Here is a 22,685-nt window from a genome sequence, read left to right as displayed (position 1 = left end):
TCACTGTCCGGAGCGGACGTGCATGCGTTCGCCCTGGGGGCCGAACAGGCCGATCACTTCGGCGGGGATGTCGCCACGGTTGGCGACGACGTGGGGCGTGCGGGTGTCGAACTCCACGACCTCGCCGGGACCGAGGTCGATCTCGCGTCGATCCAGGACAAGGTGTAGTCGACCTGAGAGTACGTAGATCCACTCGTACCCGTCGTGGACCTGAGGTCGGTACGGCTCAGGCGGGTCGTGCGGGGGGATGACGATCTTGAAGGCTTGCACTCCGCCGGGCCGACGCGTCAGGGGAATGAAGGTCCGCCCGTGGCGGACGATCGGCTTCGCGCGCACCCGGGGATCGCCGGTCTCGGGCGCATCGACGAGCTCGTCGAGCGGCACCTGGTGTACCCGAGACAGCGCCAGCAGGAGCTCGAGGGTCGGCTTTCGCTGCCCGGACTCGAGTCGCGAGAGCGTGCTCGTCGAGATGCCCGTGTCGGCGGAGAGATCAGCGAGCGTCGCCCCGCGTGCGGTGCGCAGAGCCCGCAGCCGCGGGCCCACGCCGTCGAGGACGCGACTCGTGTCGTCCGAGAGGTCGGTCATGGGACCACTTTGCCACAACGGCAAGGAATCTTGCCGTGCTTCCGAAGCGGCACCATGCTGGGACCATGACCGACTCACACGACCACGATGACCACCAGCAGGACGCCCCGGACTACTTCGAGCAGCCCGGTTGGGACAAGCGGTACGCCGGGTCCGAGAAGGTCTGGAGCGGCCAGCCCAACCCCCAGCTCGTCGCGGAGGTGAGCGCACTGGCCCCCGGCACTGCGCTGGATCTGGGATGCGGTGAGGGTGGCGACGTCATCTGGCTGGCGCAGCAGGGATGGACCGTCACCGGCGCCGACTTCTCAGCTCAGGGACTTGACCGTGCCGCCCGGCACGCGGAGGAGGCGGGCGTGGCAGACCGAACCAGTTGGTGGCAGGTCGACGCTCGCACGTTCGACGCCGGGAGTCGCCGGTTCGATCTCGTGACCACCCACTTCCTGCACCCCGGAGGCTCGATGGTCGACGTCGTGCGCCGCCTCGCCATGGCGGTCGCGCCCGGTGGACACCTGCTCGTCGTCGGGCACGCCCCGTCGGAGACCTTCGCTCAGCTCAGCGCCGAACAGTTCCGCGCCATGTGGCACGCCGAGGACCTGTTGCCTGCCCTCGACGGCAGCTTTGAGCCGGTGGTGGTCGAGGAACGTCCGCGCGTTGTCGAGCGCGACGGGAAGACCGTCGAGATCGGCGACGCGACACTACTGGTGCGGCGGGTCGGCCTCAACGGCTGACGGCGACGGAGCGCTGGGGCGTCAGCCAGGGTGGTGATGCTCGCGGTACGGCTTGTACAGGCGGTGCAGGAACGCCTCCAGCTCCGCCCTGAGTTCGCCCTCCAGCGACGTGAAGGAGAAGGTCGCCTTGCCGGTGCGCAAGGACCTGAACTCGTCGGAGGAACCCTCGAGCGTCTCCGGCCACGTGTCCACAGCGACGGCGTAGAGGCTCACCTTGCGCGCGCTCCGCTTCACGGCGGCGAAGTAGTCGTGACCGCCAGAGCCGGGCCAGCGCAGTGAGGGCATCCCGTAGATCGTCGCGTCCTCGAGCTCAGCCCGGTAGGGGGCGAGCAACGTCCAGATCCCGTCTTCGACAGCGTCCAGGTCCACCATCGACGCAGTCTATGACCGGATTGCTTGCCGGCGCTCTACTGCTCGAGCGTCATGCGCCGGACGTGAGGTCCCTCGAACTCATAGACGTGAGTCACCTCGGAGCGCTCCAGGACGTTCCCTGCAGGGTCGCGCACGACGAGACGAACGCGTGCTTCGACGGTTCCGTCGGAGCGGTCGCGGATGTGTCGCACGATGGTCATCGGGCGGATCTCCCTCCACTGCCGCTCCCAGTAGTCCCGCACCTCGTCGCGTCCCGACAGCCGGCCGCCCTCCCAGCCGTTCGGCCAGTCGACGTCCGGCGCCATCGCCGCGAGGACGGCGTCGAGATCACGGTCGTTGAACGCCTGGTACAGGGCTCGCAGGCTGTCGGCGTGTCCGGTGGTCATGGGGTTGATGATGGCGTCCCTCACCGTCGAGTGCGAGGCGTATTCGTCCGTCGGGTGGCCGGCGCGCTGCGGGGATCGTCGGGCCAGGAGTGCTTGGGGTAGCGCCCGCGCAGGTCGGCACGGACCCCCGGATAGCCGTTGTCCCAGAAGGACTCCAGGTCTGCCGTGACGGCGGCCGGGCGCCGGGCGGGGGAGAGGAGGTGCAGCAGGATCGGGACCCTGCCGTCCGCGAGACGCGGCACGTCTTTCCAGCCGAAGACCTCCTGCAACCGGACGGCGAGCACCGGCTGCTCCTGGGAGTAGTCGATCCGCACGATCGATCCGCTTGGCACCTCCACCCGCTCGGGAGCCAGCTCGTCGAGTCGGCCCGCTTGCGGCCAGGGCAGCAACGCCCGCAGCGCGCCGACGACGTCGATGCGGCGAAGGTGCTGGGCCGAGCGTACCCGCGCGAGCTGCGGCCCCAGCCACGCCTGGAGGTTCTGCGTCAGCGCCTCGTCGCTCACGTCGGGCCAGGGGTCACCGAGGGCCCGGTGCAGGAAGTCGAGGCGAGCGCGCAGCGCCGTGGCCGCCTCCGACCAGGTGAGAAGGCCGATGCCCTCGCCCTCCAGCGCCTCCCGGATGGCCTCGGTCACGGCCTCCACCGGTGGATCGCTGAGGGGGACGGAGCCGAGCTCGATTGCGCCGAGCAGTGTGCGCCGGCGAGCCAGCACACGCCCGCCGGACCAGCCGACCTCGTCCACCTCGGTCCACAGCGAGCCTGCCGCCTCCAGCGCGAGGTCCTCGGTGAGCGGGGCCGCCGACCGCATGCGGGCCTCCCGCTGCCCGGACCGACGATCCGCATCGGCGACCGCGAGCCACTCCAGGCCGGCCAGGGGGCTCGGATCTCGCTGGTCGAACGCCGCGCCGGTCCCCGACGTCATCAGGTAGCTCGACCCGCCGGAGCGCTTGCGCGCGATCCGGTCCGGGTGGGCGAGGGCGACGACGAGCCCCACCGCCACGTCATCGGTCAGGGCTGGGGCGTGCCCGCCGGCACCCTGATCCTTCGCACCCTGTTCCTTCGCGACGGTCTTCAACCGCTTGACCTGGGTGCGCCACGAGCCTGACCGCTGGCCACCGCGCAGCGCACGGAGCGCCGCCACCAGGTCTCCACCGGGAGCACGAACGTCCTCGCTTAGCATCGCGACGACCTCGGCGGCCCGCTTGGTGCCGACGAGCCCAGCCCCGTCGATCAGCGCCCGTGCGAGCCTGGGGTCGACCGGCACGCCGGCGATGACCCGGCCACGCGGGGTGGCGGTCCCGTCCTCGGTGATCGCGCCCAGGTCCACGAGCACCTGCCGGGCGGCCGACAGAGCGTGCGGCGGCGGCTGGTCGAGGAGCGCCAGCTCGCGGACGTCGTGACTTCCCCAGCACGCCACCTCGAGGGTGAAGGCGGTCAGGTCGGCGGTGGCGATCTCGGGCTCGGGGTGAGGGGCCAGGTGCGCGTGCTCTGCCTTCGACCAGCACCGCAGCACCGCGCCCGGTCCCAGCCGGCCGGCGCGTCCCGCTCGCTGGTCGGCAGCGGCTCGGCTGACGGCGACGGTGACCAGCGAGGCGAGTCCGCGCCGGTGGTCGGTGCGCGGCTCTCGCGAGAATCCGGCATCCACCACGACCCGCACGCCGGGCACCGTCAGCGATGACTCGGCGACCGCGGTCGAGACGATCACGCGGCGACGCGGACCCTCGGTGAGCGCGCGGTCCTGCTCGGCGCTGGACAGGCGACCGTGCAGTGCGTGCACGTCGGCATCCACTCCGGACAGGCGACGGATGGTCGCGTCGACCTCCGCGACACCCGGCACGAAGACGAGGACGTCTCCCTCGTGCTCGGCGAGCGCACGCCGGACGGTCGCGGCGACGTGGTCGTGGAAGGCGGGAGTGATGCCGCGGTCGTCGGTGCGGCGCGACCCCGGCGGCAGCGGGCACCAGACCGTGTCCACCGGGTGCAGTGCACCCGGGACGGTGATCACGGGTGCGGGCCCGTTGCCGCCGAGCAGCGCGGCCGTGCGCTCGGCCTCGATGGTGGCGGACATCGCCACCAGGGCCAGGTCCTCACGGAGGTTCGCCCGGATGTCGATCAGCAGCGCCAGGGTCAGGTCGGCATCGAGGTGGCGCTCGTGCACCTCGTCGAGGACGACGGCGCCAACGCCCGCGAGCTCGGGATCGTGCTGGATCCGCCGGAGCAGCAGTCCGGTGGTGACCACCTCGACCCGCGTGCGTCGACTGGTGCGCCGGTCCCCGCGCACGGAGTACCCGACCGTCTCGCCGACCGGTTCACCCAGCAGGCTCGCCAGCCGCCGGGCAGCGGCGCGCGCCGCGATGCGACTGGGCTGCGTGACGACGACCCGTCCGGACACGACGCCGGCGACCGCGGGCGGGACCAAGGTCGTCTTGCCGGTGCCGGGCGGCGCATGGACCACCGCGACGCCACGGCTGCGGAGCGCCTCGTCGAGTGCGGCCAGGCCCGCCGTGACCGGGAGGTCGGGCGGTGCGGCGAGCAGGCTGCGCAGCGGGTCGGACACTCCTGCAGTCTGCCCGACGTGCCGCTTCCCACCCCGTCGCGGACGCATCTTCACGGAGGCAGCGGGTACAGAGACCACGTGACTGACACCAACCACGGCTGTCTCGAGACGATCGGCGCGCATGCGCCGGAAGCAGCCGACGGACAGGCGACGCTGACCATGGACGTCGATGACCGGCATCTCAACGCCGCCGGCACCGTTCACGGCGGATTGCTCGCCACCCTGGTCGACACGACGATGGGCGCAGCGATCCTCAGCCTCGTGGAGGACGAGACGCCTGCCACGAGTCAGCTCACGGTCACTTATCTCCGCCCCGGCAAGCCGGGCCGGCTCACGGTCACCTCGAAGGTTCGCAAGCGCGGTGACAGGCTCACCATCTGCGAGTCCGAGGTGGAGCAGGATGGGAAGTCGCTGGTGCACGCGCTGGCGACCTTCGCGCTGACGGAGAGCTGACCCGTCGGCAAGCAGCGAGATGCTGCAAGCTCACATCGTTCGGCCGCCTCGATAGAGGTCGCGCTCGTGAACAGCCCAGGCGGTTCCTTCGGCGGAGACGATGTAGTGCGTCGTCGCTGAGAGGAAGCGGTGTGCCTGCCGCTGGGAGATGGGCAGACCGGTCAGCGTCCTGACCTCGGCAAGAAGTGAGTCCCGTGCAGACCGGGTTTCGCGGCTCTCTCGCCAGATCTTGATGGACGCGACGAGCGCCCCGATCGCCGCCACGGCGAGAGCGACGAGCGTGACGATCTGCCCCCGCGAAGACCAACTGTTGTCGGCGACGACGGACGTCGCGAGAAGCACCAGAGCTCCGACGCCGAAGCAGAGAACGCTTGCGCACCACCACGCCCACAGCTCGGGCGAAGCGATGGGCGGCATGGCCGGGACGGTCATACCCGTCGGGGCGAGGTCGAAAGTCCTTTCGTCGCTCCGAACGCGGAGCGTTCTATCAGTTCCGACTTCAAAGAACGTTCCCCGCTCGAAGTCGAAGTCGATTCCTCCGGCGAAGCCCGCGTGCCAACTCGGACCGGACAACATGACGCAAGTGTCCACGGTCGAGGAGTGTCTCGTCTGAGCATCTGCGGAACGAGGCCGAAATGCGATCTGATCGAGGCCGTGTCAGTCGCCGCGGCTCGGACTATTCATCAGCCGATCTTCGGTGGTGCCTCAGCCCGCAAGTTCACGCAAGCGCCGGCCACAAACTTCGCAGTCATTGGCCTTCGAACCGAAGAACGGACTGCGATAGACGTCAATCTCGCTCCCGGGGAGCCCACAGAGAGTCCCCTCTCCGTGCACACCATGTCGGATCTCCGAGTATCCGGTGCCCGTGCGTACGAAGCAGGCGGCGGTCCACGGGCCGTCCTCGTCGATGATGATGCCGTTCTTCCTGACGATCACCCTCGGACTGTACTTCTCATCCAGCAAGTTCAAAGCGCCCTGAGCAGTACTTCGGAGCGGACTTTGAGTGCGTTAGGTCTGCGCTTCACGAGACTGCGAGTGCCGAGTTGCTTGACCCGCTCGTCGGGATTGAGGTGGTCCGTCTACCAGCGTGAGCCGGGATGGGGGAGCGGACTGCAGCACTCACGACGCCACCTGGCCGAGAGTGAGCCGTGCCGTCACGGGTACACGATCACCATGAGCCTCTCCATCGGATGCACCCTCATGTGCGAGCAGTCCCCGCCCACGAAGCTGGTGAAGTACGCCCAGAAGGCCGAGGAGGTGGGGTTCCCGTTCGCCGTCATGAGCGACCACTTCAACCCGTGGCTCGACGAGCAGGGTCACAGCCCGAACGCGTGGGTGACCCTTGGCGCCGTCGCCAACGCGACGCAGACGCTGGAGCTGATGACCTACGTGACGTGCCCGATCGGGCGCTATCACCCGACGGTCGTGGCGCAGCAGGCCGCGACGCTCGGCGTCCTGAGTGGGGGCCGCTTCTCACTCGGTCTCGGCGCGGGGGAGAACCTCAACGAGCACGTCGTCGGCGAGGGCTGGGATCCGGTCAACGTTCGTCACGAGCGGTTCGCCGAGGCGCTCCAGATCATCAGCGAGCTCCTCGAGGGCGGCTACGTCAACTTCGTCGGCGACCACTACCGGGTCGACTCCGCGAAGCTCTGGGACCTGCCGGGGACGCGCGTGCCCATCGGCGTCGCGGTCAGTGGCCCCCAGTCGATCGAGATCGCCGCTCCCTGGGCCGACTTCATGATCGCGGTCGAGCCCGACGGCGATGCGGTCAAGAACTTCGACGAGGCGACCGCCGCGAAGAAGCCGGCACGCAAGGTTGGTCAGCTGCCGATCTCGTGGGACTCCGACCAGGACAAGGCGCTGACCCGAGCCCACGAGCAGTTCCGCTGGTTCGCCGGCGGGTGGAAGGTCAACGCCGAGCTGCCCGGCCCCTCGGCGTTCGACGCGGCGAGCCAGTTCGTGCGCCCCGAGGACGTCGCTGAGCAGATGGCTTGCGGCAACGACATCGATGCCGTGATCGAGGCCGTCCGGCCGTTCGCCGACGCTGGGTTCACCGACCTCGCGCTGTTGCAGATTGGCGATGAGGGTCAGGACCAGTTCTTCGAGGCTGCGCCCGACATCCTGGCTGCGATGAAAGCGGAGTTCGGCGACTGATCGGCTCGGCTAGTCGGGCCGATGCACGTTGTTCTGACGCGATCGCGATTCATGGAAGCGACGCGTGCAGCGGCATTTGCGGCGGAATGACGCACTCATCACGGCAACTCCGGACGTGCGGCTTTGAAGGCCTTCCAAGGGGAAATGTGCTTCAGAGGAAGCTGAGCTGTCCAACTTCAGCCCGTCTAACCGTCAGGGTCGAATCCTGCAAGGTGAAGTCGAGGAGTAGTCCGCTGTCTAGAACGGCAGCGACCCCAGCGTGGTCGCGCGCGGACACGACTCCGAAGACGCTGCCGTTGTCCGCTCGCACTTGGAGCTCGCCAGAATCCGCCGTTGGCACAACGGTCACGGAAACCGCTGTCGCTTCAGCGGTGCCGGCGAGTTGGACCTGTGCCGTGGTCGTTCCTGTGGACATCATCTCGCCCAGTTTGTGCCGATCGTCGCCTTGAACGAACTGAAGGAGGTCGAGCACGTCGGTCGGTGTCGCACCGAGCTCGGCCCGCCAGCCTTGGATGTGCATTTCGCTCAGGTACTCACGTAGGCCCGCCTCGTCGAGGCCAGTGTCCTCTGCAATGCGTCCGAGGTCTCTGGCCAGGGACCGGCTCTTGACGTCTCGGATGAGCAGCTCGACGGCCAACTGTGTGTCCACCCCATAGCGAAGGTGCGAGGCCAGAGTCGGCAGAAGTTCGCCGGTACTGAAACGCGACGTCAGGATCTCGTTTGCTTGGGCTACCACTAGGCCGACCGTCCATGACAGGAAGTGCTGGACTCCTTCGCTGATACCGTCGACCGTTTGCTCGAGCCTGAACGCAGGATCGGGCACCATCGACAGGTGATCGTTGGCGAGGGCTGTGAGGTCGTGGCCGGCGATCCAGTCGCGGACGATGGCCTCGGGAGGCAGGCTGATGGTTCGTCCGCGGGGACTCAGCCGGAACTGCCACGACCGGCCGACTTCAGGCAGGGCAAGAAATTGCGCGTAGACGTTCTGCTCGGCCAACAGGTCGAGCGTGTCGTCGAGACCGAGCGTGTGGGCGACGCCACGCGCTTGGACTTGATCGGCCAGCGCGGTCGCGACCGCTTCGATTGCCGCTGCCGAGCCGAGGCTTGTGCCAGCCTGGGCCCACCGTCGGCGGGACTCGACCGGAGTCTGTGCGTAACGAGTTGCGACAAGCTCCGCAAGATTCAGCCACCGCTGCTTCAGGTCGTCAGACAACTGCGTGAACGCGAAAAGCCGACCGATGAGCTCGTGCCAGGTGTGAGTGGCGTTCAGGCTTGGCACCAGCTCAAGCGTGTGCAGGATGAACCACACGTAGTTGACAAAACCGCCGGCGGCTCGGTCGGGTGGGAGCCGGAGGATCGCGTCCTGGGTCTGAGCGACCAAGACCTCTGCTTCTGCCAGCGCGGCGAGCCCGAAGTCGGTGGCAAGGGTCGAGTGGACTTCTAGATCGTCCGGCTCGGGGGTCAGTTTGGCGAAGTCTGACGGTTCGAGGTTCTTCTGGAGGGCCAAGACAATCCAGCCTTCGGATTCCTTCCCAGCTCTGCCGGCCCTCCCGACCGCGTTGAGCAGTTGGGCGGGGGTCATCCGCTGCCCAGGGTCCTGCCCTTCGTACTCGGTCGTTGCGATCATCACGGTGCGAACCGGAAGGTTTACCCCGTCGGTCAGCGTAGAGGTCGCAACGACCGCTTTCAGGGTTTCGTTGCGGATCCCGTCCTCGACTGCCTCCTGGACCTCGACCGGCAAGCCAGCATGGTGGTACGCGACGCCCTTTCGGACGGTGCCGATCAGAGGATGGTCGTTCCCCAGGCGTGCTGCCAGCGCGTCGGCCAGGCCTTGCGCTCGCGGCTCGTCTTCGAGTTCGGCTGCCATCACCTTTGCTGCATCGCGCGCAGTGGCTCGCTGCGTTACCACCATCAGAAGGCTGCCCGCCTGAAGAAGCAGGGTCGCCGTTCTCGCGCTGGTCGCATATGAGGGTGAGGTCTTGTTCTTGCCGGTGACGCGCGTGTGGTCGGCTCGAATGAACAGTTGGCCGATCGGCGTGGATTTTGCGGTCACCAGGTGCTGCTCGGTCGCGCTGGTCGGGCGGACCGCCAACCGGGCGCGCAGGTCGTAGCGAGTCTGGTCGGAGCCGCCACGGATGGGGAAGACCTTGCGGCTGCTTTCGATCTTGTCTGTCGTCGCTAGGACGTGAAGGCGGCGCGGAGCACGCCAATCATCGGTAAACAGAACCTCGGCGGTGTCCGAGGCTGCCCACGCAGCTAGCGACGCGGCGTTGCCCATAACGCCCGAGAGCAGAATGAGTCGGGCTCCGCTCGCGTCGAGCATCGACAGTAGGCCTTCAAGGAGGAGGCCTCGCCCGCCGGAGGCAGCGATCAGGTGAACCTCGTCGATGATGAACAGACTGAACCGACTCAACACGTCGTTCGGTGACTGCCGCAGCGCGTTCATGAGGCGTTCGGGGGTCATCACCTCGACTCTGGGGAGCGTGCCGCCGCCCTCGGACATGTGCGACTCCGGGGCGAGACCGAACCCGTCGGGAAGGTCGGCGCCGAGGTTGCGGTCCAGGTACCGGAGCCGGGACCTCAGGGCTTGCCGAATCTCGCGGCCCAGACTGCGCAGCGGAGTCACGTAGCAAACGTCGCCGGCGCTTTGAGCCGTGTGGGCGCAGATGATGAGTTGAGCCAGAAGTGTCTTCCCGGCGCTTGTCGGCACCGATACCAGCAGCCGGCTCGTGCTCTGGGCCAAGGGGCTCATCGTTGGGTGGGCGACCAGGCTTCGTTGCGGCGGCCACAGCGTCAGTACCGGCTGCTTGTCAAGCGTGAACGCTTGCTTGACCGCGTCCGGAACATCTGGAGGTAGGGCGGCCCAGATGCTGCTGACCCTCAGATCGTCTGCCAGCGTAAGGAGGTGCGCGGCAACCCACCGCGTGTCGAGGTCGGTGAGTCCGACTGCCATGTCGACGACAAGCCGGAGGTGCTGACGGGCCGAGCCGAGCGCCTCGAGGTCTCCTTCACGCAAGTAACGGGCGAGGTCTGCAACTCCTCGCAGGATCCGCTGGGTGGAGCCGAATACGGTTCCGTCCAGGTCGGCGAGCTCGGCGCCGCGTGTGACCGTGGAGGCCTCCTCAGCCCAGGCTCGGAGGCTCTGGTTGAGCACGGCCATGTCGAGTCCGAGGAATAGGATGCCCGCGTGCAGCGCAACTTCGGCGCTTTCGGTGAATCCGGGCGTCTGCTGCAGGTCGCGGTCGAGCCTTCTCCGAATCGCGCCTGCGTTGGGGCTCTCGTCCGCGCGGTGGTACCCGACCTGGGCTGCGAACGCAGTAGTGAGCCGATCGCGGTCGGTTGAGGTCGGGTCTTCGAGGAGCAGGTCGAGGACGTGGGCGCTCACTGCGAACGCGCGTCGGCGCTGCTCGAGCGCGTACCGCGCCGACGCTGCTGTCGAGGCGATTCCGTGCAGGTACCAAGCTGACCTCCTCACCGGCTGAAGGTCCGTCCTGAAACCGTCAGTGGTCACGCCGATGACAAGTTCGATCTCGAGCGCGGCGATGAGGTCGGTCAGCTCTCCAACGGTGGGTAGTTGGCTCAGGCCGGCGTCACCGAAGGCGCCTGCGAGGTGTTCTTCGGCTAGAGCGCGGTCCACGCGTACCTCCGGACTGTTTCGGCCAGCTCTTCGTAGCAGTCGATGCTTGTCGCCAGACCACGAAGCTGGCCGGGCTTGTCGAGCAGCGGGAACTTGCCTGCCATCTTCTTGAACGGCTTGCTTGGCAGGGGTTGATGCGTTGCCAGGGTTACGCCGACGCCCGCTATGGCGCCCCCTTCTGTCCAGGCGTCGGGAATCTCGGCGATGAAACCGTTCAGTTCCTCGGCGCCATCGCCGGTCGCTGGCGCGTACGCCCCAACGATCTTGGCGACGTAGACCGGACCGTTCTTATCGAGTTGTTCGTAGGCCTTCCTTAGGCTTTTCGAGAGTGGACCATTCCCGGTGTTCTTCTTACTCTCCCAAAGCCTGAACCGGAGCTCGCTGTTCGCACTCTCGTAGATGCTGTAACCATCCCCCCCGGAGTCGGTGACGCCGCCCTTGGGCGCCGGTTGGTCCCGAACGGCGGGGTTGTCCCTGGTGAGGAGGTGCCACAGCCACTCGCCGATGTACCCGTGAAGGTGGTCTTTGCTCTTCTCGGCATCGGGAAGGCCGAAAACAGGCTCCACGAACGCGCCGATGGTTCGCCTGTCCGAATCGGCGAGGCGGGTGCCGGCGAGAGTGTTGTCGCGCCAAAGCTTGTAAAGGTGGATGGCCGGCCCGAACCGCGCCTTCATCAAGTTGTCGATGAGCACCCAGGCGAGCGCGCCGATCTCCTCCCTGCTTAGCGAGACGCTGACGTGCGAGCTCCACTCGCACTTGCCCGAAGCCGGGGTCCCATCGTGCGACGCCCGCGGCACGTAGTCCCCGACAGTCAATTTCGACTGGGCTAGCGTGTACTGATCCGATTCCTCGGGTGTCGGCACAGGTGGCAACCCCACGGCGCTTGCGGGAATTGGCGAGGTCGTCATTGGGCAATCATCCCGCAGCTGCCTGGTCCTGTGCGCACGATTGGGTCTAGTCGAGGCCAGCAGGCCAGCGGCCATCCAGTGGTTCGGCATTTTCGCTTCAGGTCCGTAGGCATCGGTGTTCGGTGTGTATCGGTGGCCGCTCGACGTCGCGGGAGGCCGGGTCCGTGTGAACTGAGCCCGGGTCTCGAACTGATCCGAAGTGCCCGCGTCATAGCGGGCGGAGGAACGCAGGACGTTCACACTCCGGCGACGTAGGCGGTGAGGAAGTGGACGCCGTGGCGGTCGAGGTTTCCGCGGGCTCGGTCGTAGTGCTCGGTCGTGCGTGGGTCTGCGTGGCGCGCCAAGATCTGCGCGTCGCGGAGCGGGACGCCGGCGTCGAGGGCGTTGGTGATGGCGGCGTGACGCAGCGAGTGCGGGCTGATGTGTCGCGGGATGCCCGCGACCTTGGCGATCCTCACGACCATCCGGTAGACGTCTCGGCGGTCGATCGGATTCCCCGTGCTGGGTCTCAGGACGAGCGGCCCCTCGGATCGCTGTCCTCGGCAGGCCTCAAGGACACGCAGCACTGGGATCGTGATCGGCATGGTGGCAGGCTTGTTGCCCTTGCCGACCAGGCGCAGAACCCGGTGACCGCGCAGCGTGTCGGCGTAATCCTCTATGCGCACCGCGGCCGCTTCGGATGCGCGCAGGGCGTTGATGCCGAGAAGGAACGCGAGCGCCCCGTGGTGCACCGTGAGAGTCTGGGCGACCTGGAGGAAGCGGATGAGCTCGAGCCGGTCGAGTCCTTGAGTGCGGGACTCGTCGTGCTGAATCTTGGGAAGGCGTGCGTAGATGGCCGGGTCGGCTGCGATCAGGCCGTCGATGTGTGCGAACCGGAAGAAGCCGCGGACGCCGTGCATCATCGTGACGACCGAGGAGTCCATCAGGCCGGTTTCGCCGAGCTGGTAGATGTACAGCTCGACGTGGGCACGCTGGATCTCGAGGAGTGGATCCAGTCCGTTGTTCTCGCACCACGTGAACCAGCGCCGGAGCTGGTAGGCGTAGAGCTTGTGCGTGCGTCCCGAGTATCGGGCGAGGAAGGAGACGGCTGCGAGCTGAGCAGGGGTCATGGTGATGGGCTGAAACGGGAAGACGGTCGAGTCGGACATGGAACGCTCCACGCGGCGGCTGGCTTCGCTCAGCCCGCCCGCCGCCAACGCGCCGAGCTTCTGGGTGCGCGACGCTAGTCCGGCGCCGGACTCAGCGCCTCCGCAGGCGGCGGGATGACGCGCTGGGGACCAAGTGGCAGAGTCCGACCGGCCAGAATCGTCTGCTTTCTCACGATGCGCGCCTATAGGTTCTACGGGTGGAGCATTTCGAACTCGATCTCGTCACACTCACGCGCGACATAGCCAAAGCCGTGCCGACCGTAGAACGAGTCGCGCTGTTCGGGAGTAGGAAGTACCCAGGCAAGGTCAGGTCTGACCTTGACCTCCTTGTCACCGGACCGACTAGTGGAGACGTCTTGGTCGCGTTTCGGGAGTCGCATCGTCACTACGCCCCGCTAGATCTTTGGCTCGAGCACTCCGGATCCGCATTTAGTGTCGTGAATGGAAGCATGTTGAAGACTGCGGACCTCGACGTGATCGAGCTATATCCGCACCTGGATTCCGTCAGGTTGGCCGGTCTCGGGCGACAACGGTTCCGTGCTGATATCAACTACGTGATGTCCATGGCGCCTGCGCCAAGCGCGGTGGTCCCTTTGCGTGGTGACAACCTCGGGGTCGCGAGGCGCCTGCCGGCGCTCCTTGAGAAGGACCTGCTTGTTGCCGCTGAGAGCGTTGTCGAGGTCCTCGAGCACGGCCTGCAAGCGGCCCTAAGAATGCGATCCGACGGCAACGCGAAACGCGGAAAGGGCACCCATGTGACAATTTCCGTGGAATACGATCTCCAGAATCTGACTGAACTTGTGCTGTCTCCATTCCTGCAGGTCGAGCGAGAGCCATTCGTTGTGAAAGTTGCTGGAGCCAAGCGCTCCGCAGACTTCGGTCTGGCTGATAACAAAGTCGTACTCGAGCTGAAGTTCGCAAAGGATGGCTCCGAGCTCACTAGTCAGTTAAAGGACGCGCATGCAGTCCTACGGGAGTACCTGAAGCACCCTGGTGTTGAACTCGCGATCGGGATCATGGGGATTGCAGGCGATGTCGATGCCGACATCAACGCGATCGAGTCTTGGACTGAGAACATCGGCGAACGTAGCGCAATCGTCCGCGTGGTGCGCGTACCCATCGAGGTAATGCGTAGGTTCGGGACTTAGCGCGGTAGCGGCGGATTGACGTGCATGGCTGCGCACGGGAGCCGCTGTGCGAGTTCGCAGGCGTGAGCTTTCACCTCATCGATCTGGCTGTGCAGTCTGGTCTGGGACAGGATGCCGCCTGACAAGCCGCAGCCAATGTTGTAGAGGGTCGAACCGACCGAAGGGCTGACATCTGTCATACGCACCACTCCCTTCGTCGTCCTTGCTGCTCTCGCAATACGGTTCTTGAATCCGTTTAGGAGGTCGAGAAGCAGAAGTGCGGCAACCAGAAGCACAGAGGCGACGACTCCACTGGAGTCGAACCAGCAGCCAGACCCAAGCCAGACTGCACGGCCGTCCTCGAGCTTAGCGCTGAGCGCCTCTCGACGGCATGCGTTTGCGGTTTGCCACACGGCGACGAGTTGGCGTCTCCTGCCGCTGCCCGGAGGGCTGCACGGCCGCTTGCGGGACGCTACACGCCGGCGGATACACGTCGACGGGCTTGCAGCATGCTTGACCGAAGTTGAAGCGCTCGAGAAACCACGGGCCGCTGGCGCCGCTTATCTCGAACCCGAGCATTTGAGCCATCGGGACCCTAGACTCCGTCGCATGAGGAAGGCATGCCGCTATGGCGGATGGTGAAGTTCGCCTCCAGATTCAGGGGCGGCACGGCACTATCGATCCGCGCGCGCTCCAGAAGGCCGTAACCGGACTAATCGAACTCCTAGAGTCAGCAGGCATCGAGTCCTGGGTCATCACCGACCTTCACGCAGGAAGCGTTGACCTCACGGTCGCACCAGCCGGTGCGGATCCGGAGCTTGCCGACAAGTTCCGGACGATCGTGCAGGGCATCGACATCTTTGAGTCTCAGGAAGCTCTTCCTGCCAATTGGAACCTCGGCATGGTCAACGGCCTAATCACTACCGGTGAAGCCGACGACACGGCAGGAGCTGAGGGGATCGCACTCAGCTTTGGCGACCTCACACCGCGCGTAGTCTCGCCTGCCGTCCGCGCCAATGCGAAGAACGTGGCCCACCGAACGCACGTCAGCATCGGGTCAGTTCGGGGTCGCGTCCACCGCTGGGTGTCCAAGAAGGGGACTCGCGAGGTGAGTCTCATCGATGACGCCTCTCAGCGCACTGTGCGCGTGACCTTCCGAGCGAACATGGAGGACCGCGTCCGCGCGGCCGTGGGCGAGGAAATTCGGGCTTGGGGCGAACTGCGGCGCGACCTCGACGGTCACAAATCCTCACTCAAACTGGATGACTTCGAGACACTCACCCACAGCAGACGCCCCGACTCTGTGGACGAGATCGTCGGACTATTTGGCAGCGACTGGACAGACGGCCAGGACTCCGTCTCTTGGATAAGGAGCCAGCGCGATGGCGAATGAGTCTCGAGTCGCAATAGATGCCTGCGTATTCGTCAACATCATCACCAAGGGCGCAACGGACGACGTGTCCTGGTTGAAGTTCAGTAAGCGAGTCGTCAACAGGGCTCTTGAAGGCAAGTACCGCCTCGTAGTTCCGACGCTCGTCATCGCCGAGGTTGCAGGCAACGGGAAGGTTCGTGGCGACCACCTGCGTCGCAACGAACGAAGCGTCCACGTTGCTGCGTTTCGTGATTGGCTAGAGAAGGCGCGGTTCCTAGAGGTTGAGTTGGACGGCCACACCGCTCGCCTCGCCGCTGATCTCGCGATTGCAAATCAATTGAAGGGCGGCGACGCGTCCGTACTCGCCTGCGCTCTCGCCGCCAAGGCCGACGTTCTGTACACGTGGGACGACGATTTGCTGAAACTCCGAGACACTGCCGGGATATCCATCCAGCGGCCGAGCGTCCTTGAGGACGACAGTTTGACTGAAACCATCGACACGATGGAAGAAGCTAAGGCATCAGTCGGAGGCAACTGAAGTTCGGGCCGCGTTCATCGTGGCACCGCTCAGGAGGCGTCGTCTTACCAACAGCCTCAATTTGGGACGTGCCATTTTTAACGACCTCGACACTGAACCCGCGTCCATAACCCAGAGTCTGTCCGCGTGGGCCTTGAGCCGCAGAGAAAGCAACATCGGCGGCGCAGACAACTCGGGGAGGGGCTTCGGTTGGTCGCCGCCTCGTCAGCATCCACAACTGCCTACTGGAATTTTGCGCACATGCGTCTATGTGGGCGGAATGACCAGACTCAGCTGAGAGTTCCCGGCGGCCCCAGAGCCATGTCCGCCCCCACGCCATAGAGTCGAACCGTGGAGCAGACGCGCGCGGTCGACCTCGTTCTCGAGGGCGGGGGAGTCAAGGGGATCGCCCTCGTGGGCGCCGCGACGGCGCTGGCTGAGCACGGCTACACGTTCGCCCGGATCGGCGGGTCGTCGGCCGGGGCGATGGTCGGCGCCGTGATGGCGGCGATGCAGCACGCGGGGGAGCCGTTCAGTCGCGTCGACGACATCATGCGCACGATCGACTACAGCGCCTTCCTCGACCGTCGCAAGCGCGGCGCGATGCTGGGGTGGTGGCCGCGGGCCGCCGACGCGTGGGGCGTGATGTTCCACCTCGGGGCGCATCCCGGTCGCCACATGGAGCAGTGGCTGAAGGGCGTCCTGGGCGATCTCGGGGTGCGCACCTTCGGCGACCTCTACTTCGACGACCCGGGCAGCGCGCTGCCGCAGGGTCAGTCCTACCGCCTCGTTGTCACCGCGAGCGACCTCTCCCGCCAGCGGGCCATGTTCCTGCCGTGGGACCTGCCGGCCCACGGCCACGACCCCGACGAGTACTCGGTGGCGCGGGCCGTGCGGGCCTCGGCAGCCATCCCGTTCCTGTTCGAGCCGGTCCGGTTGAAGTCGAAGTACGGCACCCTGACGCTGGCCGACGGCTCGCTCCTGCGCAGCTACCCGATCGAATTGTTCGACCGACGCGACGGGCTGCCGAGCCGCTGGCCCACCCTCGGCGTGCGGCTCAGTTCGCCGGCGGGGGAGCGGGCGAAGGCCAAGCCCGTCACGTCTCCACTGTCGTTGCTGACGAACCTGATCTTCACCACGGTCGACTCCACCCAGGTGCGCCACGTCAGCGACCCGGCCGCGATCGACCGCAGCATCTTCGCCAAGCCGAAGGGCGTGCGCTGGACCGACTTCGACCTCACCCCCGAGCAGCGCACGAGCCTGTTCGAGTCCGGCCACAAGGCGGCCACCGCGTGGGTCGAACGGAACCCGTCCGGGCCGCCGGTTCCCGAACCCGTCGAGGCCGCGGACGTCATCCCGTCGTGGCGCCCCGAGCCCATCGAGTGAAGTCAAGGGCTTCATTTCTCGATAATGAAGGTATATGCTTCATTCCATGGAAATGAAGGTGTCACCTTCACAGACCGTGGCGCTGATCGGTGACCTCGTGGCCTCACGGCAGGCCCCCTCGCGCGCTAAAGCGCAGGAGCGCCTCATCGACGCCCTGGCCGCCGCGGCCGAGCTCGTCCCATCGGAGCAGCGGCCCGCGCCCACGATCGGCGACGAGTTCCAGTCCACCCACGCCACGGTGCACGACGCGCTGCTCACCGCACTCGTCGTGCGGCTCGCGCTCCCGGAGGAGATGGACGCCCGCGTGGGCATCGGCGTCGGCGCCTTCGAAGTCGTCGGTCGCTCCGAGTACGGTCTCACCCAGGACGGCCCGGCCTGGTGGAACGCGCGCGACGCGATCGGCGAGGTCGAGCAGCGTGTCGCGCGCCAGTCGGGGCTGCGCACGTGGGTGCATGAAGGGGGAACCGTGAACGCGTATCTGATGGCTCGCGACCAGGTGGTCAGCGGGTTCGACGGCCGACAGCGCCGGCTGGCGCTGGGACTGCTCCAGGGCCGCACCCAGCGCGAGCTCGCCGCGGCCGAGGGCATCTCTGCCTCCGCCGTCTCCCAGTCGCTGCGCCGCAGCGGTGCCCTGGCCGTCGTCGACGGTGTGGAGCTGGTGCGCTGATGGCCCTCCTCGCACTCGTGCTGCTCGCGATCTGCCTCGCCGAGTACCTACGCCACGTCGACCGTCTGTGGGTGGTCGTCGTCGAGGTCGTCGCCATGGTCGCGATCGTCATCCTCGCGGCGTACGGACTCGGCTACGGGCCGGGCGCCGGCTGGCTGCCCGCGGTCGTCGGCCTCTGGTGGGCCAGCGCCCGCACGGTTCCCTCGTGGCGGATCCCCGGCATGGTCGTCTCCGGCATCGGCGCGCTGCTGGCGCTCATCGCCTCGCCCGCGATCGACCGCGACGTGCCCCCGATGCTCGACTGGTACGAGGACCTCGACGTGCCTGCGCTGGCCGAGGTCAGCCTCGACGAGATGGTCCTGGCAGTCGTCACCGCCGTGGCGATGATCGGCCCGGCCAACGCCGTGGTGCGCGAGGTCCTCGACCGCGTCGGTCGCGGCCTGCTGGCCGAGGAGCGCCGGCTCAAGGGTGGCCGCGTCATCGGCCCGCTCGAGCGCGTGCTCGTCTTCGGCTTCGCGATCGGCGGCAACTACGGGGGAGTGGCGGCGATCCTCGCCGCCAAGGGCATCCTGCGCTTCCCCGAGATCTCCAAGGACGAGGGCGACGGGTCGCGGGCCGAGTACGTGCTCGTCGGCAGCTTCGTCAGCTGGTTCCTCGCGCTCGCGCTCGTGCCGCTGTTCTGACCCCGGGACGGCGTGCTCACCGCCGGTCGTACGATTCCGGTATGGCCGAGACCCCCGACACGCCCGACATCGACATCAAGCCGCGCAGCCGCGACGTCACCGACGGCCTGGAGAAGACCGCCGCGCGCGGGATGCTCCGCGCGGTCGGCATGGGGGACGACGACTGGGTGAAGCCCCAGATCGGCGTCGCGTCCAGCTGGAACGAGATCACCCCGTGCAACCTCTCGCTCGACCGGCTCGCCAAGGCCGTCAAGGAGGGTGTGCACACCGGCGGCGGCTACCCGCTCGAGTTCGGCACGATCAGCGTCTCCGACGGCATCAGCATGGGCCACGAGGGCATGCACTTCTCCCTCGTCAGCCGTGAGGTCATCGCCGACTCGGTCGAGGTCGTCATGTCGGCCGAGCGCCTCGACGGCTCGGTGCTGCTCGCCGGCTGCGACAAGAGCCTGCCCGGCATGCTCATGGCCGCCGCGCGCCTCGACCTCTCCAGCGTCTTCCTCTACGCCGGCTCCACCCTGCCGGGCAACGTCGACGGCAAGGACGTCACGATCATCGACGCCTTCGAGGCCGTCGGCGCCTGCATGAAGGGCCTCATCACCCGCGACGAGGTCGACCGCATCGAGCGGGCGATCTGCCCCGGCGAGGGCGCCTGCGGCGGCATGTACACCGCCAACACGATGGCCTCGGCCGCCGAGGCGCTCGGCATGAGCCTGCCCGGCTCGGCCGCCCCGCCGGCGCCCGACCGCCGCCGCGACGAGTACGCCCGCAAGTCCGGCGAGGCCGTCGTCGAGCTGCTCCGCAAGGGCATCACCGCGCGAGACATCATGACGCTCGAGGCCTTCGAGAACGCCATCACGGTCGTCATGGCGCTCGGCGGCTCCACCAACGCCGTGCTGCACCTGCTGGCGATCGCCCGCGAGGCCGGCGTCCCGCTCACGCTCGAGGACTTCAACCGCGTCGGCGACAAGGTCCCGCACCTGGGCGACCTCAAGCCCTTCGGCCGCTACGTCATGAACGACGTCGACAAGGTCGGCGGCATCCCCGTCATCATGAAGGCGCTGCTCGACGCGGGCCTCATGCACGGCGACGTCATGACCGTCACCGGCAAGACGATGGCCGAGAACCTGGCCCACATCGACCTCGGCCTCGACGGCGACGTCATCCGGCCCCTGGACAAGCCGATCCACAAGACCGGCGGCCTCACGATCCTGCACGGCACCCTCGCCCCCGAGGGTGCGGTCGTCAAGAGCGCCGGCTTCGACGAGTCGGTCTTCCGCGGCACCGCCCGCGTGTTCGACGGTGAACGCGCCGCGATGGACGCGCTGGAGGACGGCACCGTCGTCGCCGGCGACGTCGTCGTCATCCGCTACGAGGGCCCCAAGGGCGGCCCCGGCATGCGCGAGATGCTCGCCATCACCGGTGCCATCAAGGGCGCGGGCCTCGGCAAGGACGTCCTGCTGCTGACCGACGGTCGCTTCTCCGGCGGCACCACCGGCCTGTGTGTCGGCCACGTCGCGCCCGAGGCCGTCGACGGCGGTCCGATCGCGTTCGTGCGCGACGGCGACCCCATCACGCTCGACGTGGCGAACAAGCGCCTCGACGTCGAGATCGACGAGGCCGACCTCGAGCAGCGCAAGGTCGGCTGGGAGCCCAACCCGCCGAAGTACACCTCCGGAGTGCTGGCCAAGTACCGCAAGCTGGTGAGCTCGGCCGCGCACGGCGCTGTCACGGGCTGAGGCTTAACCCGCGGCGGTACGTGATCTCGATACAACGTCTCGCTGCGCTCGCCGTCACTCGATCACCGGCCGGCTGCGCTCGCCGTCACTTGATCACCGGGCACTCGGTGGTCGAGTAGCTCGCGAGCGCAGCGAGCGGCGTATCGAGACCAGTCGAGACGGCGGGGAACCGCACCGTAGAATCACTCGGTGCCGAACTTCACCGACGACGAGCTCGCGACCGCCCTCAAGGTGCTGGGCGAGGCGCAGCACCTCGGTGACGAGGACGAGGCCTACGTGGCCCTGCGCCGCGCGTGCGGCAAGTTCTACAAGGACGTCAAGAAGCAGCGCCGCCGGGCGAAGCGCGACGCCGTCAACGAAGCCGACCGCGAGGTCGTCTCGCTGACCGCCACCGGCTCGCCGCGCCGCATCGACGACGAGACCGCCGGCATCCCGCTGGTCTCCACCGCGCGCGGTGCGTCGGCGGGCGTGCTGCAGGTGGCTCGCGGCTGCTACATCTGCAAGGACAAGTACACGGTGGTCGACGCGTTCTACCACCAGCTGTGCCCGAAGTGCGCCGCCCTGAGCCACGCCAAGCGCGACCAGCGCACCGACCTGACCGGACGCCGCGCGCTGCTCACCGGCGGCCGCGCCAAGATCGGCATGTACATCGCGCTGCGGCTGCTGCGCGACGGCGCGCACCTCACGATCACCACGCGCTTCCCGCGCGACGCGGTGCGCCGCTTCAGCGCCCAGCCCGACAGCGACCAGTGGATCGACCGCCTCAAGATCGTCGGCATCGACCTGCGCGACCCCGCCCAGGTGATCGGCCTGGCCGACGAGATCGCGGCGTCGGGCCCGCTCGACATCCTCATCAACAACGCCGCCCAGACGGTGAAGCGCCAGCCCGGTGCCTACCAGGCCATCGCCGACGCCGAGGCGCAGCCGCTGCCCGAGGGCTACGTGCCCGAGCTGATCACGTTCGGCCACACCAGCGACGCCCACCCGGCCTCGCTTGTGGGCTCGGTCAGCTCGCACCCGGCGCTCGCCGGCGACGCCGTCACGGCCGAGGAGCTCACCGCGATCGCGCTCGAGGCCGGGTCGGCCGACCTCGAGCGCATCGACGCCGGAGGCCTGCTGCCCGACCTCGTCGACACGAACAGCTGGGTCCAGCACGTCGGCCAGGTCGATGCGCTCGAGCTGCTCGAGGTCCAGCTCTGCAACAGCGTCGCGCCGTTCATCCTGATCAGCCGGCTGCGTCCCGCGATGGCCGCCTCGGCCGCCCGCCGCAAGTACGTCGTCAACGTCTCGGCGATGGAGGGGCAGTTCTCCCGCGGCTACAAGGGTCCGGGCCACCCGCACACGAACATGGCCAAGGCCGCGCTCAACATGCTCACCCGCACCAGCGCGCGCGAGATGTTCGAGACCGACGAGATCCTGATGACCGCCGTCGACACCGGGTGGATCACCGACGAGCGCCCCCACGTCACGAAGCAGCGCCTCGCGCAGGAGGGGTTCAAGGCCCCGCTCGACCTCGTCGACGGCGCGGCCCGCGTCTACGATCCGATCGTCCAGGGCGAGGACGGCGTCGACCTCCACGGCGTCTTCCTGAAGGACTTCGAACCCTTTCCCTGGTGAGCCGATGGACTTCACGCACCTGACCACCGAGCGGCTCGACCTGACCGCGGTGTCGTTCGCGGATCTCGCCGAGCTCCACACGCTGCACGCGGACCCGCGGGTCTGGACGCACCTGCCCTCGGGCGTGCACGCCGACGAGCAGCGGACCCGTGCCGACCTCGAGATGTACACCGCGGACTGGGAGCGGGACGGCCTCGGCTATTGGACGGCGCGACGGCGCAGCGACGGTGAGCTCGTGGGCATCGGGGGAGTGCGGTTGCGCCCGACCGGAGCCTGGAACCTCTACTACCGACTCGCGCCGGACCACCAAGGCCAGGGATACGCGCTGGAGATCGTGCGGGCCGCGTTCGAGGCAGCCGCGGCCTACGATCCCGAGGCGCCGATCGTGGCCTACCTGCTGGAGCACAACGAGGCGTCGCGTCGCACCGCGGAGCGGGCCGGGATGACGCAGGTGTGGCGGGGCCCCGACCGCGAGGTTCCCGACGGCATCCGTCTGGTCTACGCCGACCGGACCCTCTCAGCGGCTGCTCTCGCTGCCTTCACGAGCTGACCCGAGTCCGCATGGTGGACACGGAATCTCACAACTTGACCACTTCGCGTCCGCAGCGCACACTGGTTCCATGCACGCGCTGCTTCTCGTAGTCCACTGACGCA

At 67.4% G+C, this 22,685-nt stretch carries 21 protein-coding genes; 12 read left to right on the top strand and 9 right to left on the bottom strand.

Annotated features, from left to right (window positions below; translation table 11 throughout):
* Positions 1 to 585, bottom strand: coding sequence for a helix-turn-helix domain-containing protein (locus ACY1JX_RS04495; RefSeq protein WP_462565340.1), 585 nt, complete (start codon positions 583 to 585; stop codon positions 1 to 3).
* A 65-nt stretch (positions 586 to 650) separates the two neighbouring features.
* On the opposite strand from ACY1JX_RS04495, the gene ACY1JX_RS04490 reads away from it, so the two are divergent.
* The gene (locus ACY1JX_RS04490) at positions 651 to 1,313 is read left to right on the top strand and encodes a class I SAM-dependent methyltransferase (protein ID WP_462565339.1); all 663 of its coding nucleotides are present in this window, start codon (positions 651 to 653) and stop codon (positions 1,311 to 1,313) included.
* Positions 1,314 to 1,334: 21 nt separating this feature from the next.
* On the opposite strand, the gene ACY1JX_RS04485 is transcribed toward ACY1JX_RS04490, so the two are convergent.
* The 3 genes from ACY1JX_RS04485 to hrpB are packed head-to-tail and all read right to left on the bottom strand — an operon-like array spanning position 1,335 to position 4,674.
* Entirely contained in the window at positions 1,335 to 1,685 is a 351-nt protein-coding gene (locus tag ACY1JX_RS04485; protein ID WP_286929713.1) for a hypothetical protein, read from the bottom strand.
* 35 nt (positions 1,686 to 1,720) lie between these two features.
* Entirely contained in the window at positions 1,721 to 2,071 is a 351-nt protein-coding gene (locus tag ACY1JX_RS04480) for a nuclear transport factor 2 family protein (protein WP_462565338.1), read from the bottom strand.
* A 20-nt stretch (positions 2,072 to 2,091) separates the two neighbouring features.
* Complete coding sequence (hrpB, locus tag ACY1JX_RS04475) at positions 2,092 to 4,674, bottom strand: ATP-dependent helicase HrpB (RefSeq protein WP_462565871.1); 2,583 nt, start codon at positions 4,672 to 4,674, stop codon at positions 2,092 to 2,094.
* Between the two features lie 30 nt (positions 4,675 to 4,704).
* On the opposite strand from hrpB, the gene ACY1JX_RS04470 reads away from it, so the two are divergent.
* Complete coding sequence (locus ACY1JX_RS04470) at positions 4,705 to 5,079, top strand: PaaI family thioesterase (RefSeq protein WP_462565337.1); 375 nt, start codon at positions 4,705 to 4,707, stop codon at positions 5,077 to 5,079.
* A gap of 30 nt (positions 5,080 to 5,109) precedes the next feature.
* Here ACY1JX_RS04470 and ACY1JX_RS04465 read toward each other — a convergent pair whose 3' ends face one another.
* The gene (locus tag ACY1JX_RS04465; RefSeq protein ID WP_462565336.1) at positions 5,110 to 5,655 is read right to left on the bottom strand and encodes a hypothetical protein; all 546 of its coding nucleotides are present in this window, start codon (positions 5,653 to 5,655) and stop codon (positions 5,110 to 5,112) included.
* 129 nt (positions 5,656 to 5,784) lie between these two features.
* Positions 5,785 to 6,015 (bottom strand): hypothetical protein, encoded by a 231-nt coding sequence (locus ACY1JX_RS04460; RefSeq protein WP_462565335.1) that lies wholly within the window; start codon positions 6,013 to 6,015, stop codon positions 5,785 to 5,787.
* A 237-nt stretch (positions 6,016 to 6,252) separates the two neighbouring features.
* On the opposite strand from ACY1JX_RS04460, the gene ACY1JX_RS04455 reads away from it, so the two are divergent.
* On the top strand, positions 6,253 to 7,233 hold the full coding sequence (locus ACY1JX_RS04455) for a TIGR03557 family F420-dependent LLM class oxidoreductase (protein ID WP_462565334.1): 981 nt from the start codon (positions 6,253 to 6,255) through the stop codon (positions 7,231 to 7,233).
* Between the two features lie 151 nt (positions 7,234 to 7,384).
* On the opposite strand, the gene ACY1JX_RS04450 is transcribed toward ACY1JX_RS04455, so the two are convergent.
* The 3 genes from ACY1JX_RS04450 to ACY1JX_RS04440 all read right to left on the bottom strand — a co-directional run bounded on the left by ACY1JX_RS04450 (position 7,385) and on the right by ACY1JX_RS04440 (position 12,887).
* Positions 7,385 to 10,870 (bottom strand): DEAD/DEAH box helicase, encoded by a 3,486-nt coding sequence (locus ACY1JX_RS04450; RefSeq protein WP_462565333.1) that lies wholly within the window; start codon positions 10,868 to 10,870, stop codon positions 7,385 to 7,387.
* Positions 10,855 to 11,778, bottom strand: coding sequence for a hypothetical protein (locus ACY1JX_RS04445; RefSeq protein WP_462565332.1), 924 nt, complete (start codon positions 11,776 to 11,778; stop codon positions 10,855 to 10,857). The genes ACY1JX_RS04450 and ACY1JX_RS04445 overlap by 16 nt, the downstream gene beginning before the upstream one ends.
* 236 nt (positions 11,779 to 12,014) lie before the next feature.
* The gene (locus ACY1JX_RS04440) at positions 12,015 to 12,887 is read right to left on the bottom strand and encodes a tyrosine-type recombinase/integrase (protein ID WP_462565330.1); all 873 of its coding nucleotides are present in this window, start codon (positions 12,885 to 12,887) and stop codon (positions 12,015 to 12,017) included.
* A 236-nt stretch (positions 12,888 to 13,123) separates the two neighbouring features.
* Between ACY1JX_RS04440 and ACY1JX_RS04435 the strand changes: the two genes are divergently transcribed.
* The 9 genes from ACY1JX_RS04435 (at position 13,124) to ACY1JX_RS04395 (ending at position 22,581) form a co-directional block, all read left to right on the top strand.
* On the top strand, positions 13,124 to 14,074 hold the full coding sequence (locus ACY1JX_RS04435) for a PD-(D/E)XK nuclease domain-containing protein (protein WP_462565329.1): 951 nt from the start codon (positions 13,124 to 13,126) through the stop codon (positions 14,072 to 14,074).
* A 607-nt stretch (positions 14,075 to 14,681) separates the two neighbouring features.
* Positions 14,682 to 15,446 (top strand): hypothetical protein, encoded by a 765-nt coding sequence (locus ACY1JX_RS04430; protein ID WP_462565328.1) that lies wholly within the window; start codon positions 14,682 to 14,684, stop codon positions 15,444 to 15,446.
* Positions 15,436 to 15,963, top strand: a complete 528-nt coding sequence (locus ACY1JX_RS04425) for a type II toxin-antitoxin system VapC family toxin (RefSeq protein ID WP_462565327.1) — start codon at positions 15,436 to 15,438, stop codon at positions 15,961 to 15,963. The genes ACY1JX_RS04430 and ACY1JX_RS04425 overlap by 11 nt, the downstream gene beginning before the upstream one ends.
* 330 nt (positions 15,964 to 16,293) lie before the next feature.
* Positions 16,294 to 17,328, top strand: coding sequence for a patatin-like phospholipase family protein (locus tag ACY1JX_RS04420; RefSeq protein WP_462565326.1), 1,035 nt, complete (start codon positions 16,294 to 16,296; stop codon positions 17,326 to 17,328).
* Between the two features lie 46 nt (positions 17,329 to 17,374).
* Entirely contained in the window at positions 17,375 to 17,995 is a 621-nt protein-coding gene (locus ACY1JX_RS04415) for a SatD family protein (RefSeq protein ID WP_462565325.1), read from the top strand.
* A complete protein-coding gene (locus ACY1JX_RS04410) occupies positions 17,995 to 18,678 on the top strand; it encodes a hypothetical protein (protein WP_462565324.1) in 684 nt (227 codons plus the stop codon). Before ACY1JX_RS04415 ends, ACY1JX_RS04410 begins: the two co-directional genes overlap by 1 nt.
* 41 nt (positions 18,679 to 18,719) lie before the next feature.
* Positions 18,720 to 20,414, top strand: a complete 1,695-nt coding sequence (ilvD, locus tag ACY1JX_RS04405) for a dihydroxy-acid dehydratase (RefSeq protein WP_462565323.1) — start codon at positions 18,720 to 18,722, stop codon at positions 20,412 to 20,414.
* A 189-nt stretch (positions 20,415 to 20,603) separates the two neighbouring features.
* Positions 20,604 to 22,031: an SDR family NAD(P)-dependent oxidoreductase gene (locus ACY1JX_RS04400; protein ID WP_462565322.1), complete on the top strand. Its 1,428-nt coding sequence runs from the start codon at positions 20,604 to 20,606 to the stop codon at positions 22,029 to 22,031.
* Between the two features lie 4 nt (positions 22,032 to 22,035).
* Positions 22,036 to 22,581: a GNAT family N-acetyltransferase gene (locus tag ACY1JX_RS04395; protein ID WP_462565321.1), complete on the top strand. Its 546-nt coding sequence runs from the start codon at positions 22,036 to 22,038 to the stop codon at positions 22,579 to 22,581.
* The last annotated feature ends 104 nt before the right edge of the window (positions 22,582 to 22,685 follow it).

The organism is Aeromicrobium sp. JP4, assembly GCF_054957925.1.
Note: the sequence above shows the minus strand (reverse complement) of the source record. Positions and strands in the feature narration are given on the sequence as shown.